The following is a 14,627-nucleotide window of genomic DNA, read 5'->3' on the forward strand; positions in this document are numbered from 1 at the left end:
CTGTTTCCCTCTTTTCATTCATATCATTGATAAATTTATTATAATCAACTGTTTTAAAGTGACAAGAAAAAAATGGGCTAGTCGTTTGGACAGCGTCATACAATAGAATGACAGACTTTTCATTAAAGGAGGGTCGCATATGTACCGCCTTGATCCGTATGGTGCATTTCCATCGTATGTACCGGGATTTACGGAAATGCTAATCGATTATTATACCCGTCAACAAGCGGAGCGAAATCAGCAACTCGAAGACATTTGGCGAATGATTCGTCCGGCGTTGCAGCCATTATATACGGAGTTGCAACAATATTATGTTCCGCGCAATGTATCGCGTTATATGTTTCGCGTAATTGTGCAAACGGTTCTCGAACATAAAAGTGATACAGGCGGTTCATTTCAACAACGAATTCAGCGACTTTTTCAATTTTTAAAAACGAAAGCGCCATGGATGTTTATTGTTCTTGAAGCGTACCGTGTTCCAGAACAAGAAATCGAAAAAATCGTCAAAACCGTTATTCAAGCTGTACTTAAACAAATCGGCTATGAACCCGGACAGGATTGGAGCAGATGGGAAAACTTAGGGGGAGTTTTAACATCTGGTCCGGCGGTGGCGTCTTGGCGGCCTAATCGGTTAGATGTGTTTGCAAGGGGGACGAACCGGAATTTAATTCATAAGTGGTGGGACGGTGTCCGTTGGAGTGAGTGGGAGAGCTTTTCAGGGGTGTTAACTTCCTCTCCAGCTGCTGTTTCATGGGGGAGAAATCGCGTTGATGTGTTTGCCCGCGGAGCGAACTATCAGTTAATCCATAAATGGTGGGACGGTGTCCGTTGGAGTGAGTGGGAAGATTTAGGAGGTGTACTCAGTTCCAGCCCTGCGGTAGCCTCTTGGGGAGTGAACCGGCTTGATGTTTTTGCCCGTGATGAAAATCGAAATTTAGTGCATAAATGGTGGGATGGCATCCGTTGGAGCGAGTGGGAACGCTTGGGAGGAGTCATTACATCAGCACCTGGTGCAGTTTCGTGGGGAAGAAATCGCATTGATGTGTTCGCGCGTGGTCCGAAACGTCAGCTCGTCCATAAATGGTGGGACGGCATCCGTTGGAGCGAGTGGGAAGACTTAGGAGGACGCCTTACCTCAAGTCCAACTGCTGCCTCTTCAGGAGAACATCGACTTGATGTGTTTGCAAGAGGAAAAAATAACGAACTTATTTATAAATATTGGGACGGGCGTCGTTGGAGTAACTTTCTTCGCCTTGACGGCCAAATCGCTTCAGAACCAGCGGCGGTTTCTTGGGGACGCGGTCGCCTTGATGTTTTTGCTCGCGGTGAAAACAATCAGTTGCTTCATCGTTTTCGAGACTGAGAGAAAAACACGCTTGGCAAAAGAGAAGCCAGCGTGTTTTTTCGATCGTTTTTCAGCGGTGGAATCTCCTTTCGCTAGTTTTTTTTAATCCCAGTAAAAAAAATTAGAAAAGCATCATTCATGAGTTGAATGAGAGGAGGAGAAGAAGGCTGAGAACACCAGTAATGCAGCACTCCTACATATAATTGAATAAATGTTAAAGCGAGTTTGATAGTGGGCACATCGTTGCGTAATTCTCCTGCCGCTTTTCCCTTTTCAAAAAGGGGAACAATCATATCCACTAATAATTGAATCGTTGCTTGTTCTTCTTGCTTTGAAAAAAAACAGACGGATTTAATAAGCTCTTTTCCAAGTTGTTCGTTAATTTCTGCTAGCTTTGTAAGAAATGTATGTAGCTGTTCAAATGAACTGCGATGGTTCATACATTTACGAAACTCTCCTTCAATTGTTCTCATATGCTGTCTGTTAATAGAAGACAAAATGTCTTCTTTTGTGCGAAAATAATTAAAAAATGTTCCTTTGGCCACTCCAGCACTTTCTGTAATTTGCAGTACCGTCGTTTTTTCGTATCCTTGTGTCCGAAATAAATCAATCGCCTTTTGTTGCAATAATGCTTTTATTTTTTCTTTCTGTTTTTGTCTATTCATCGAAACCCTCCAACGAGAATAGTCTATATTTCCTATTTAATAGCCTATATTTCCTATTATAATCTTTTTTTTCTAGTTCGTGTTTCCAACGGTTAGAACTATTGTATGAAACAGGCTTATAACGTCATATACATGAAAAAGAACGGGAGCTAAAAAGGAGGAAGAAGATGGCGAGAGCTGTTTGGGGTGTTGATTCTGCGGCAAGGGCCACGGAGCAGCTATTTTATTGTGTAAAAAACGAATTTGGTTATCCAAAATTTTGGGGGCGTTACTTAACCGATGTACCGAATGTGTCCGATGGCCTAAACAAAGAGGAAATCACATTACTTCGAAACTATGGTATAAAAGTAATGCCGATTTACAATGTCTTTCGTGAGGCAGTTGGATATGCAAATGGCCAAGTAGCAGCACGTAATGCTATTTTCCACGCACGCCGTCTTGGTATTCCTAAGAACAAAGTACTGTTTGCCAACATTGAAGATTATTTCCCGGTTGATGAAGGGTGGATTCGCGGCTGGGTAGAGACCTTGTATCCAACGGGGTATCGACCGGGATTATATGCTGACCCGACGAAAGGAGATTTTTCTAACGCTTATTGCGAGGCTGTTCAACAAAATAATCAAGTGGCTGTTCAAACGATGATTTGGAGTGCGGCACCGAGACCGGGAACGACGAAAGAACAAAAAGCGCCAAAATATCAGCCAGCTACACCGAATTGCAAAGCGAATGTATGGGCATGGCAATACGGTCGCGATGCAGAAACGTGTCCAATTGATACGAATTTAGCTGACCGCCGTTTATTAGAGTTTCTTTACTAAACAAGGTTACAATAAAAATGTTGTAACCTTATTTTTTAAAAATATTGAGGGAATATAAACGTTTAAAGTTTTCTTTTTATCTAATCAAATCCTTCTGTGAGCGAAGAACATTTGGCAATTCCGGAGCTAGGATGCCGCCATTCACTGTTTGTCCGCAGGATGTGAGCAGTTTTCAGGCGAAATTGAGTGCTTGCGTTCTTTTATTATCGAGGGAATGAGGAAACATTCTCGGGACAGCAGCTTCCTTGTGGATTATTACCTCACAAGCGCAGTGATTTGCTTTGGCATACACACGAATGTCATGAAGAGGATGCCGCCGTTGTTGGAGGGCTTCTTTTATGCTTTTCTTGTCCAATCGAAACAATGACAAACAGGGATATCTTCGCCTGTATCTTTTTGAAAAACGTGCACTCTTAAATCAGACTGATCGTATTTCTGTTTACTGGAAAATGGATGATTTCACAAGAGGAAGTGTCGACCAAACGAGTAAGTCGTATCACATTGAGTGTTGCTAATGTTTTAGACTTTCACATGACTTCACTATTAAAAATTCGTTTTCTCTTCATGTGGCAGGAATGATATGCTTCCGTTTGTGCCTGAATTTCTCCGCTGTCTCACACTCTTGTTTATGACCATACTATTATTTTAGTCAACTTCATGAAAAATATAATGAAAAAAGGTTTCTTATTAACTTATTACCAAATATAATAAATATAGACTATTTTAGATAAGGAAGGACGTAGTAGAAAATGAATGAAAAACGAGAAATTTTATTAGAAAGTGGTACAAATGAACTAGAAATTGTTGAATTTTTAATTGGGAATAATAAGTTCGCGATTAATGTTATGAAAGTAAGAGAAATTCTTAATCGTGTCCCTGTTACGAAAGTCCCTCATTCTCATGCCTATGTCGAAGGGATTATTGAATTGCGCGGCGAGGTACTTCCAGTCGTTGACGTTGCAAAAGCACTCAATTTTCCACCATCGGAACAGCCGCACGTTGACAAATTTATTGTCGCTGAATTTAATCAGCAAAAAGTCGTATTCCATGTACATAACGTGACGCGGATTCATCGCATTTCGTGGAAACAAATTGAAAAGCCGTCACAAATGTATCAAGGGTTAGAGGGACAAATTATCGGTGTCGTTAAATTAGAGGAACATATGATTTTATTGCTTGATTTTGAGAAAATGATTGTTGACATTAACCCAGAGACAGGAATTAATATTGAGCAAATTAAAAAACTCGGAAAGCGAGAGCGTTCGAATAAAAAGCTCGTTGTCGCGGAAGACTCACCATTGTTGAGAAAACTGCTGCACGATACGTTAACAGAAGCAGGATACACCTTTGTTGAGTTTTTTGAAAACGGCGAAGATGCGCTCCATTACTTGCAATCCATTGTCAATGAAGGAACACCGATTGAACATGAAGTGCAGCTTGTGATTACAGATATTGAAATGCCGCAAATGGATGGACACCATTTCACGAAGCGCATTCGCGAAGATGACAAGCTAAAGCATCTGCCCGTTGTTATTTTCTCTTCGCTCATTACCGATGACCTTCGTCACAAAGGAGAGCAAGTTGGAGCAACCGCACAAGTAAGTAAGCCAGAAATCGGAGAGTTAGTGAAAGTCATTGACAAACATGTTCTTTAGGGGCTGTCCCAACACTACAGGGCAGCCTTATATTATGCGGATAGAAAATATTAAAGCAGGGGAGTGCGAATGAATAAGTATAAGGGGCACTTTTTAAAAAATGTTCGAAAAAAGTTGGAGCAATGGGAGGATGTTGGGGTAGTTTCTTATACTGAGTTATATCGCTTTCTTCATTCCATTGCTGGAACAGCTGCCGTTATTGGGCTTGATGAAATTGGAATGGAAGCACGTCAACTAATGAACGATTTAGACGAACAGCACAAACAACAATGGACTGTGGAAGAAGTCAAACAATACATTTTTAAAATTGTAAAATTATGTTATGAAAATGAAGGATTCGTTTCTCCTACATCTGTTTTGAAAGGAAAAGGACAGGGCGAGCAACCGGTTATTTTGTTGGTTGGTAATGATACAACGTTTTTAATGCATATGAAAGAAAAACTCGGAACGATGGGATGGTATGTCATCGCAGTAGCTCAAGCGGAAAAAGTCGTGTCATTCTTTTACGATATGCGTCCTCATTGTATTGTCATTCACTTTTCTACGAAAGAAAAGCACGGATTTGAGCTGCTTGAGATGTTAAACGAAAAGCTTAAACAGCAATTTATTTCGACCATGATTATTAGTGACGATAACAAAAAAGAAACGCGGCTGAAAAGCTATGCGCTGGGGGCTGACGATTTTCTTGCCAAACCGTTCGATATGGATGAATTGATTGTAAGAATCCAACGTCAATTAGAACGAAAAAAGCTCATTGATGAACTGTTATTGCTAGATGAGTTAACTCATGTATATAACCGGAAATATTTAAAGCAAGTGTATGAGCAATTACAAAGCGATATAACGCGCTTTAAAGAGTCTTATTGCTTGGCTGTGCTCGATTTAGACTATTTTAAAAAGGTAAATGACCATTACGGACATCTTGCCGGGGATACAGTGCTAAAAGAGTTTGCTCGTTTTCTCCGTCAGGAAACGAGAGCAGGAGATACGGTTGTTCGATTTGGTGGTGAAGAGTTTCTTCTTCTTTTCCCGAAAACGAACATTGATACAGCTTGTTTGATTATCGAACGAATACGGACAAAATTTAGCAACGTACTATTTCAGCAAGGAGAGAAGACGTTTTCGTGTACCTTCTCTTCCGGTATTGTGGAAATCAGCGAGGGAAATAGGCCTCTTGAATATTGGCTGCAGCTTGCCGATCATGCGTTATATGCGGCTAAACAAGCGGGAAGAAACCGTGTGCAAGTCGCTAAACCTTCGAAAGAGGAGCCTTATCAAAAATTAATCAAAATTGCCATTGTCGATGATGATGCAATTATGAGGACGATTATTACCGATATTTTAGAAAAATCACCGTGTGAAATCAATGTAAAATATGATGTCCGATCATTTAAAGATGGGGTTTCTTTTATTGAATCAACGTGGCATCAGGATACACTTCCTTGTTTAGTTATTTTAGACGGAGTCCTGCCGAAAATGGACGGAATTGAAGTATTACAGTGGTTACGGGCACAAAAAGGAGCTGAACGCTATAAAGTGATTATGTTAACATCGCGACAAAGTGAAAAAGATATTGCCCGCGCGCTTGAATTAGGGGCTGACGATTATATTACGAAGCCGTTTAAACTGTTGGAATTAGAGGAAAGAATTTGCCAAATGATGAAAAGGATGAGTTAAATGTGTGCATAGAAGCATTTTAGGTAGCAGTGGTTGTTCACAATCTATTGTCATTTTGCATATACCTAATTATATGAAAAGCATTTGAAAATCAACATCGACGCCAAATCGCTGATTATAAAGAACGATATCACCGAGCATTGTTCCGCAATTTCACTACAAGGAGGAAGTCACAGAGAAGCCGATCTCTCCTTTGATTCTTCTCTTGAGCAACAAGTGCTATTGGAATTTCCAGATCATTTTTTTACCATTACTTGTGAATGAAACGATTCAAGAGCGAATTCGTACATTGCAGATAAGCACTTTCGAAACTGGATTCGCTCAGTCTATTTGTCTTTTTTCTGCCTTTGAATGGAAAATACTTGAATTTAAATTGCTCATTATCAGTAAAAACATTAAAAAAAGAAAAGGGATTATCGCTTGGGGAAAGTGACTATTTCATTAAGACATATCCACTAAGTCAAACTATCAAAGACGATTTTACAGGTGCTATAAAAACAGGAACGGCACGAACAAATTTCTGAGAAGAAAGAGAAATCATATGTACGGGAATGGTATTGTGTGGAGATGAAAGGGTTTGCTGTTTTCGAGTGGTCATTTTTAAAGGTTAGGAAAGTCGAATTTTTATTTTAAAAAAGAGAACTGTCTGGCTCCGTTCGCAACCAGTTTAATTCTTGAATCGGTATCGATACAAAATTGTGCAAAGCATTGCTTGAAACGTGATGCTCGAGAGCTCGGAGGCACACCAGTCCACCTATAGGTGACAAACTGTCCTGCGGGTGAAGAACATTGCCTATCGCAGGGATCAAGATGGCGACATTTCGCCGTTCGCCCACAGGACGTGGACAGTTTTCGGAGGAAATTGGGACGCGCTTGCGCTTTTCTTAGTAGCTCTCGCCTAATCGTTTAAAAACAGGTTTCTGATACGTCTTTTTTCGCTGGTGTGGAAGCTCTTTTATTCCGGTATAAGCTTGCAATAATGCTTTTGCTTGGGAAAGCGGCATTCTTGTGACAGGATTGCGATACGAGTCGTTTAATGCGCCAAGGTGCGGGAGATTCGCGAAGTCTTCTTTTGTCGGAGGAATGTGAAAATAGTAATCGCCGATCGCGACAAGGACATCGGATTGTTGTTGGCTATATTTCGGGTTTCGCGAAAAATGTAAGCCGACTTTTCTCGCTTTACCTTCTTTAAGCAGTTTGGCGATCGTTTTTTTCTTTAAAAGATATAAAAAAGAAGGATTTAAAGCGGTTTTGGCATGGCGGTTAACGGTGAAAATCGCCTTCGCCAAGTTGTCTATCGTTGGTTCCAAGCGTTCCATACTTGCTCTCCTTTTCATTAGGCTTGTCTAATATCTTTATTATACCGTATGAACGTTTGTTTGCAACCTTTTCCATTGATATAATACAAAAATAAGAAATGATAATAGATGAAGGATGAATGACGTGAAGGAGAAATATGGTATTATCGATATCGGTTCCAATACGATTCGGTTAGTCATTTATGAGCGAAGTAAAAGCGGACGGTTGCGAGAGATTGAAAATGTGAAAGCGGTTGCACGACTTCGCAATTATTTAAATTATAATCATATATTGACAGACGAAGGGATTGCGATTCTTCTTGATACGTTGCGAAGCTTCCAAGAGATTACACGATATCATCAATTAAAGCGAGTCAAATGCGTGGCAACCGCAACGATTCGCCAAGCGAAAAATCAGAATGAAATTATCAGATTAGTCGAAGAAAATACCGATTTTCGCGTTCGTGTGTTAACGGGAGAGGAAGAGGCATATTACGGATTTCTTGCGGTTGTGAATTCAACACCGATTCCTGAGGCGGTGACGATTGACATCGGCGGAGGAAGCACGGAAATCACGTATTACAAAAATCGTCAGCTTGTTCACTATGAAAGCTTTCCATTTGGTGCATTGTCACTCAAGCAAGCATTCGTCTCAGGAAACGTTCCGACACAAGAAGAATTGCAACGTCTATCTTCCTATTTGACGGAGCAATTTCAATTATTACCGTGGATTTCTCGTAAACGTGTGCCCATCATCGCAATGGGGGGAAGCGCGAGAAACGTTGTGCAAGTTCATCAATTTATGAAAAATTATCCGCTGGCTGGCGTCCATCAATATGAGATGAATCAAAAAGATTTAATGGAGGTCGAAAGATTGTTAACGTCTTTGGCGTTCGAAGACATTCAAAAGCTCGAGGGACTATCGAAAGATCGCGCTGATACGATCATTCCGGCACTTGAAGTGTTTCGTGTATTGTATGAAGTGGTGGATGCTCCCGTTTTTGTACTAAGTCGCAAAGGATTGCGTGATGGCATATTTTATGAAGAAGGGATGCAACCGTTTGGTACACCGATTTTTCCGAGCGTTCTCCAAGAGAGTTTTTTTGAACTTGCCCAAGACTATGACATCGACGTTCATCACGTTCACTATGTCAATCGGTTGCTTACGGAATTCATTGAACAAATTCGCCGTCTTGACTTATATCCGTTAACGGATGATGATGTGCGTGATGTCAAATGGGCTGCCCATGTTTTTTATTTAGGACAATACATTGATGAAGAGTCGAGTAGCCAACATACGTTTTATATACTTGCGAACCGTACGATTGACGGATTGATGCATAAAGATCGCGTTAAGCTAGCATTAATGGCTTCCTATAAAAATAGAACTGTATTTAAACAATATATCGAACCATTTCAGCATTGGTTCACAAAGGAAGAACAAAGAACGATCCGCTTTCTCGGAGCGCTCTTAAAATTTGTCTATAGCCTAAATGAAACGAAGCGAAACATTGTTCAAACGGTTCAGCTTTCGAAACAAAACGGCAGCATTCTCATTGAGGTGATTTGTTGCGGCGATTTTCGTGCCGAAGAATACCAAGCGGAAAAAAATAAAAAGCATTTAGAAAAAGTATTGAAGCACCCGATTGAATTACGTTTTCAACAAAAGTAAGGCAGGGAAACTATATGGGACAACGAGCGGAACTGAACAATCCTAACTATTATAACAATCGAGAATTAAGCTGGCTTTCGTTTAATGAGCGTGTCTTGCAAGAAGCGTTTGATGAGAGGAATCCGCTTTTGGAACGGCTAAAGTTTTTAGCGATTTTCAGCTCGAATTTGGATGAATTTTTCATGGTGCGCGTGGCTGGATTAAAAGACCAAGTAAAAGCAGGACTTAATAAGCCAGAGAATAAAGCAGGATTGACGCCGAAGCAACAGCTCAAGAAAATTTCCGAAAAAGTACACGAATTGGTGAGGGTACAATATCAATTTTATAACGATGTGCTTTTACCGATGTTGGAGAAGGAACACATTTCGCTTGTTTCGATGGGCGAACTGTCAAAAGAACAGCGGGATTATTTGCAACATTACTTTATTGAACAAATTTTTCCAGTTTTAACACCGATGGCTATCGATGCGTATCGTCCGTTTCCGACGTTGCTCAGTAAAAGTTTGAATTTAGCGATTGTGTTAGAGGATGAGCAAGAAGAAGAGAAGCGAAGGAAGCTAGCTATTGTCCAAGTTCCATCGGTTTTGCATCGCTTTATCCGCCTTCCATCTGAACAAGGTCGCTTTGTATATATTTTGATTGAAGACGTGATTGCAGCGCATATTGATATATTATTTAAAGGATATACCGTTGTGTCGGTTACGCAATTTCGCATTACGCGCAACGCTGATTTAACGATTCACGAAGAGGGAGCGCGCGATTTATTGAAAGAGATTGAAAAAGAATTGAAAAAACGAAAATGGGGAGCAGCGGTTCGCCTCGAAATGAGCAAACATGGTTTTGACCCGTTTATTTTCATGTATTTATTAGATGAGTTAAAGATTCATGGAAGGGATGTGTATCAAATTGACGGTCCCCTTGATTTAACCTTTTTATTTCAATTTTATAAAGAGCTATCGACATTTAAAGAGCACTTAGTATACGAAACGCTCATTCCGCAACCGCCGAGAGACTTAGATTCGGATGAAGATATTTTCGAAAAAGCGTCACAACAAGATATTCTCCTCCATCATCCGTACGAGTCGTTTGAACCGGTCATTGATTTTGTGTCTGATGCGGCGGATGATCCGCACGTGTTGGCGATTAAGCAAACGTTGTATCGGGTGAGCGGCGATTCGCCGATTATTGAGGCATTGAAACGCGCAGTGGAAAACGGCAAGCAAGTGACCGTTCTTGTGGAGCTGAGGGCACGGTTTGACGAAGAAAATAACGTGCAATGGGCAAAAGAGTTAGAAAGAGCAGGATGCCACGTGATTTATGGCATTACTCATTTAAAAACGCATAGTAAAATTACGCTTGTCGTCAGGCGGCGAAACGGGAAAATTGAACGATTTGTTCATTTAGGAACCGGCAACTACAACGATGTGACCGCGAAACTGTATACCGACTTAGGATTGATTACATCCAATCGTGAAATTGGCGAAGATGCGACGAACTTTTTCAACTATTTAAGCGGCTATATGGAAAAGCCAGAGTTTCACCATTTATCGGTAGCTCCGTTCGATCTTCGTCGCGATTTTATCCGCTTGATTGATGAGGAAATTCGCTTCCATCGACAATATGGTAACGGGCGCATCATTGCGAAAATGAACTCGTTGACCGATAAAGAGCTGATTATGAAGATGTACGAAGCTTCGCAAGCAGGGGTAACCATTGATTTAATCGTTCGCGGCATTTGCTGTTTGCGACCACGTATTCCGGGTGTGAGCGAAAACATTCGTGTCCGCAGCATCGTTGGGCGGTTTCTTGAACATAGCCGCATTTATTATTTTCATCATAATGGGGCAGAGAAAGTGTTTTTATCTTCGGCTGATATGATGACGCGCAACATGGAAAAACGGGTGGAGATTTTAGTTCCGATTTTTGCGGAGCACTTGAAACAGCGGATTATGAAAATTTTATCGATTATGCTTGCTGATAATGTAAAAGCGCGGGAGCAAGACGAAAACGGGGATTATCATTATGTCAAGTGTGCCGATGGGGAAGAGAAAATCAATAGCCAGCTCATCTTGTTTAATATGGCGTATCGAGTCAGCGAAGATGAAGAATAAAATAAATAAAATATCAGTATGAACGGAAAATGGCAAGCTCAAGCGGCTGGTGTCGTCATCCGCTATATCGTCAGCGATATTGATCGCGACATAGGTGATAAATATCGTTGGTTCGTTTATTACATGATTCCTGATTAGGTAAAGGCAGCCATTGGTATAAGGGATTACGGTGATACACAACGATGTCTATGTTTAGTAAGAAAGTCGTTCAATTACTCACAAGCGAAAGGGATGACGTATATCGCTCTTTCTCTTATCAGTGGGCTGCTTGTTTGCGGACTCGGTCTGATCGTGGGGATGGGACCGCTGTCGGCGCGAAAGGGAAGAGCGTCGTGAGGCTTGGGACAATGGCGCTAGGGAGAGCTTTTGGTGCCGTATTGTCACTATTGGTTTGAAGCGTGGTTTACAAGCGTGTCGCGTTTTAATCGTTGCCGTTGCGCTCGTGTTTTTTGGTACATTACCCTTTTTGGCGTTTTGCATTGCAAGAGGATTCAACTGCTGTGACAGACAATATCGAAACGCCTGTTTTCACATTGCTGCTTCGTTATTGGAAGTATTGCCATACTCGCTATCGCGTATGTACTTTTACAAATCAACCACCCTATGATACGGGTGGTTGATGCTTTAATGTAAAAACGGTGAGTTCAGGTGGAGTGAGAAAACGAAGCGGCATTCTCGTCGTTCCTAGCCCGTGGTTTACATACAACGTTAAATCGCCAATTTGATAAAATCCTTCATAATACTTGGTGGCGAGCGGTGGGGTAATGAGTGGACCGATGAACGGAAGCTGAATTTGTCCGCCATGGCTATGTCCAGACAACTGTAGGTGAACAGGATAACGGCTTGTTTCTGCCGCACCGTCTGGTTCATGTAGTAAAACAATCGTATACGTAGAGGGAGGAATGTTTTTTAACATCTCAGGAAAATTCGGGTTTCCAAGCATCATATCATCCACGCCGGCGATGGCAATTTTACTTTTATCCATAAGCTCAATCATCACATGCTCATTGACAAGCATGCGAAATCCCGCTTTGTTCATAATGTGACGATATGTATCTGTTCCATATCCGCCATGATCATGGTTTCCATAAATGCTAAATTTCCCAAGAGGAGCGCGAATGCCAGCGAGAGCGGAAATGACGTCATCGATATGAGCGTATTTATTTGGCTCGTGCAGCAGATCTCCCGTAAATAGCACAATATCCGGTTGCAACTCGTTGATTTTTTGAACCGTATGCACAAAGCGGCGTAACCCGTAATAATGGCCGAGGTGGACATCACTAAATTGAATAAGCTTGATGCCGGTAAATCCCTTGGGGATGAGCGGATGAAAAATCGTATGATGGGTAACGGTCAGTCGCGCCGGCTCAATAAATCGAGCGTAATAGTAACCAAACGATGTTGCAATCATTCCTCCGATTCCCGTCCATATACTTTTTTTTAGAAACGTTCTTCGATTCATTTTTGTCACTTCTAGACGTTCCATCTTTTTTGCCGTCCTTTCACAATTAGTTTTATTATAAATGGAAAAAGAAAAATAGAAAAGCGACAAATGGACGAAAACAATGTTAGAAAATTTTGTATATTTGTAGTAAGATAAATGTGAATGAATAATCAGTCATTTTGGTGAGGGGGAGAAGGATGAACGGAAAAGTCATTATCGTCACTGGCGGTTCAAGCGGTATGGGAAAATATATGGCGAAGCGATTTGTTGAAGAAGGAGCCAATGTCGTCATTACTGGGAGGCGGCTCGAAGCACTTGAGGAAGCAAAAAAGGAAATTGAATCGCCAAACGGAAAGGTATTGCCGATTCAAATGGATGTGCGGGATCCAGAGCTGGTGGCCGAAATGGTGAAGCGCACCGATAGCGAGTTTGGAAGAATTGATGCACTCATTAACAATGCGGCAGGCAATTTTATTTGTCCGGCTGAAAAGCTTTCGATTAACGGATGGAACAGCGTCATTAATATTGTGTTAAACGGTACGTTTTATTGCAGCCGAGAGGTGGGAAATTACTGGATTCAAAAAGGACAAAAAGGTTCCATTATCAACATGGTTGCTACATATGCTTGGAACGCGGGAGCTGGTGTCATTCATTCTGCATGTGCCAAAGCGGGTGTATTGGCGATGACTCGGACGCTCGCCGTGGAATGGGGACGAAAATATGGGGTTCGCGTTAACGCCATCGCTCCGGGACCGATTGAGCGAACAGGCGGAGCAGAACGTCTTTGGGAATCAGAAGAGGCAGAAAGGCGAACGCTTGAGAGCGTGCCGCTTGGGCGCCTTGGCACGCCGGAAGAAATTGCCGCACTTGCTTCATTCTTACTGTCCGATGATGCTTCGTATATTAATGGGGAATGCATTACGATGGATGGGGGACAATGGCTGAATCGACATCCGTTTTAACCAGAAAAGCGTTGTAAGACGAGTTGGACAATAAGAAGCACAATGTATGTAACTCTCGAAGTTGGATGCTCTTTGTATCAGAAGTGTTTGCAGTTTGGATAAATCCCTGTTCGGCACAAGAAAGCCGTTCGCCTTGCTAGGCATGAAAAAGAAAGAGGCAGATTCATTCCATAAAAACGTGCGGTTTCCTAGTGATAGGAAACCGCACGTTTTTGTAAAGCGATCCATGAGCGAATAAATTGTTGTTTGTTAACTTTATGGGCTTTTTTCCCCCATAATGGGTCGTTAATATAAACGGACTGATCGTCAAATCCAACAAGGACAACCACATGTAAGTCGAGCGGTGTTTTTATGGTCTGATTTCCGTGTTTCCAGCTTTCCCAACGGTCAGGTAAGCGATAGTCCCCTGTTGTCCAAACAACAACAGGATGTTTATTTTCAACGTATTTTAGCAATTCATCGAATGACCGTCCCGTTAAATTGACAGCACGCTCCGGCAAATATTTTTCCATTAATTCTGTAATCGGTTCGTCAAATACGGCATAACCGCTCGTTTTGCCTGTCATATCGCCGACAAATCCGTCAGCTGGGTTTCCCCATGAGATAATATCACCGGATTGACTACGAATTTTCGGATCAAGGTCTTTTTTGATTTCTTTCGCTAATGTCATTTTGTCGATATTTATCCCTGCATAATTTAGCACCATCGCTAAGCTTGTGACTTCGCACCCGTATTTTAATTCAGGATTTTGCCTAATGAGTGGGACATCAAGAACCACTTTTTTTCGCTGTTTTGTTTGAACGGTTTTTGGCTGCTGTTGGCTCAAGTGACCAATCGGCGTTTTGTTTGAAGCTGGATGATGTGCTTTGTCCGCCGGAGCATTTACACTTGTGTTCGATGGCAATTGTGTGTGGTCATGACCGGGTGAACAACCGAGTAATGGAAAAAGAAGAAGAAACATGCTGATATGTCTCATGAA

At 41.5% G+C, this 14,627-nt stretch carries 12 protein-coding genes; 8 read left to right on the top strand and 4 right to left on the bottom strand.

What is annotated here, in order from left to right; translation table 11 throughout:
• Positions 1-139: 139 nt before the first annotated feature.
• The gene (locus tag ISX45_RS02385) at positions 140-1,363 is read left to right on the top strand and encodes a PLL family lectin (RefSeq protein WP_228485611.1); all 1,224 of its coding nucleotides are present in this window, start codon (positions 140-142) and stop codon (positions 1,361-1,363) included.
• A gap of 74 nt (positions 1,364-1,437) precedes the next feature.
• Here the strand turns inward: ISX45_RS02385 and ISX45_RS02390 are convergent, their stop codons facing one another.
• Positions 1,438-2,010 (bottom strand): TetR/AcrR family transcriptional regulator, encoded by a 573-nt coding sequence (locus tag ISX45_RS02390; protein WP_181555109.1) that lies wholly within the window; start codon positions 2,008-2,010, stop codon positions 1,438-1,440.
• Positions 2,011-2,177: 167 nt separating this feature from the next.
• Here ISX45_RS02390 and ISX45_RS02395 point away from each other — a divergent pair, with 167 nt between their 5' ends.
• The 3 genes from ISX45_RS02395 to ISX45_RS02405 all read left to right on the top strand — a co-directional run bounded on the left by ISX45_RS02395 (position 2,178) and on the right by ISX45_RS02405 (position 6,160).
• Positions 2,178-2,828, top strand: coding sequence for a glycoside hydrolase domain-containing protein (locus ISX45_RS02395; RefSeq protein WP_181555108.1), 651 nt, complete (start codon positions 2,178-2,180; stop codon positions 2,826-2,828).
• A gap of 749 nt (positions 2,829-3,577) precedes the next feature.
• Positions 3,578-4,483, top strand: coding sequence for a chemotaxis protein (locus ISX45_RS02400; protein ID WP_181555107.1), 906 nt, complete (start codon positions 3,578-3,580; stop codon positions 4,481-4,483).
• 69 nt (positions 4,484-4,552) lie between these two features.
• Positions 4,553-6,160, top strand: a complete 1,608-nt coding sequence (locus ISX45_RS02405) for a GGDEF domain-containing response regulator (RefSeq protein ID WP_181555106.1) — start codon at positions 4,553-4,555, stop codon at positions 6,158-6,160.
• Between the two features lie 884 nt (positions 6,161-7,044).
• Here ISX45_RS02405 and ISX45_RS02410 read toward each other — a convergent pair.
• The gene (locus tag ISX45_RS02410; RefSeq protein ID WP_181555104.1) at positions 7,045-7,479 is read right to left on the bottom strand and encodes a YkyB family protein; all 435 of its coding nucleotides are present in this window, start codon (positions 7,477-7,479) and stop codon (positions 7,045-7,047) included.
• 115 nt (positions 7,480-7,594) lie between these two features.
• On the opposite strand from ISX45_RS02410, the gene ISX45_RS02415 reads away from it, so the two are divergent.
• From ISX45_RS02415 to ISX45_RS02425, 3 genes are all read left to right on the top strand, one after another.
• On the top strand, positions 7,595-9,130 hold the full coding sequence (locus ISX45_RS02415) for a Ppx/GppA family phosphatase (RefSeq protein ID WP_194519903.1): 1,536 nt from the start codon (positions 7,595-7,597) through the stop codon (positions 9,128-9,130).
• A 14-nt stretch (positions 9,131-9,144) separates the two neighbouring features.
• Entirely contained in the window at positions 9,145-11,241 is a 2,097-nt protein-coding gene (locus tag ISX45_RS02420) for an RNA degradosome polyphosphate kinase (RefSeq protein ID WP_194519904.1), read from the top strand.
• A 182-nt stretch (positions 11,242-11,423) separates the two neighbouring features.
• On the top strand, positions 11,424-11,636 hold the full coding sequence (locus ISX45_RS02425) for a hypothetical protein (RefSeq protein ID WP_194519905.1): 213 nt from the start codon (positions 11,424-11,426) through the stop codon (positions 11,634-11,636).
• A gap of 206 nt (positions 11,637-11,842) precedes the next feature.
• Here ISX45_RS02425 and ISX45_RS02430 read toward each other — a convergent pair whose 3' ends face one another.
• On the bottom strand, positions 11,843-12,727 hold the full coding sequence (locus ISX45_RS02430; protein WP_194519906.1) for a metallophosphoesterase: 885 nt from the start codon (positions 12,725-12,727) through the stop codon (positions 11,843-11,845).
• Between the two features lie 155 nt (positions 12,728-12,882).
• Here ISX45_RS02430 and fadH point away from each other — a divergent pair, with 155 nt between their 5' ends.
• Positions 12,883-13,647: a 2,4-dienoyl-CoA reductase gene (gene fadH / locus ISX45_RS02435; RefSeq protein WP_181555099.1), complete on the top strand. Its 765-nt coding sequence runs from the start codon at positions 12,883-12,885 to the stop codon at positions 13,645-13,647.
• 188 nt (positions 13,648-13,835) lie between these two features.
• Here the strand turns inward: fadH and ISX45_RS02440 are convergent, their stop codons facing one another.
• Complete coding sequence (locus ISX45_RS02440) at positions 13,836-14,624, bottom strand: C39 family peptidase (protein ID WP_181555098.1); 789 nt, start codon at positions 14,622-14,624, stop codon at positions 13,836-13,838.
• Positions 14,625-14,627: the final 3 nt, after the last annotated feature.

This window comes from Thermaerobacillus caldiproteolyticus (genome assembly GCF_015326725.1).
Lineage (GTDB): Bacteria > Bacillota > Bacilli > Bacillales > Anoxybacillaceae > Thermaerobacillus > Thermaerobacillus caldiproteolyticus.

Coding starts and splice junctions, on each gene's coding strand:
- ISX45_RS02405 (WP_181555106.1), top strand. CDS start 4,553: ATGAATAAGTATAAGGGGCACTTTTTAAAAAATGTTCGAAAAAAGTTG.
- ISX45_RS02385 (WP_228485611.1), top strand. CDS start 140: ATGTACCGCCTTGATCCGTATGGTGCATTTCCATCGTATGTACCGGGA.
- ISX45_RS02390 (WP_181555109.1), bottom strand. CDS start 2,010: ATGAATAGACAAAAACAGAAAGAAAAAATAAAAGCATTATTGCAACAA.
- ISX45_RS02430 (WP_194519906.1), bottom strand. CDS start 12,727: ATGGAACGTCTAGAAGTGACAAAAATGAATCGAAGAACGTTTCTAAAA.
- ISX45_RS02395 (WP_181555108.1), top strand. CDS start 2,178: ATGGCGAGAGCTGTTTGGGGTGTTGATTCTGCGGCAAGGGCCACGGAG.
- fadH (WP_181555099.1), top strand. CDS start 12,883: ATGAACGGAAAAGTCATTATCGTCACTGGCGGTTCAAGCGGTATGGGA.
- ISX45_RS02440 (WP_181555098.1), bottom strand. CDS start 14,624: ATGAGACATATCAGCATGTTTCTTCTTCTTTTTCCATTACTCGGTTGT.
- ISX45_RS02400 (WP_181555107.1), top strand. CDS start 3,578: ATGAATGAAAAACGAGAAATTTTATTAGAAAGTGGTACAAATGAACTA.
- ISX45_RS02410 (WP_181555104.1), bottom strand. CDS start 7,479: ATGGAACGCTTGGAACCAACGATAGACAACTTGGCGAAGGCGATTTTC.
- ISX45_RS02425 (WP_194519905.1), top strand. CDS start 11,424: ATGTCTATGTTTAGTAAGAAAGTCGTTCAATTACTCACAAGCGAAAGG.
- ISX45_RS02415 (WP_194519903.1), top strand. CDS start 7,595: ATGAATGACGTGAAGGAGAAATATGGTATTATCGATATCGGTTCCAAT.
- ISX45_RS02420 (WP_194519904.1), top strand. CDS start 9,145: ATGGGACAACGAGCGGAACTGAACAATCCTAACTATTATAACAATCGA.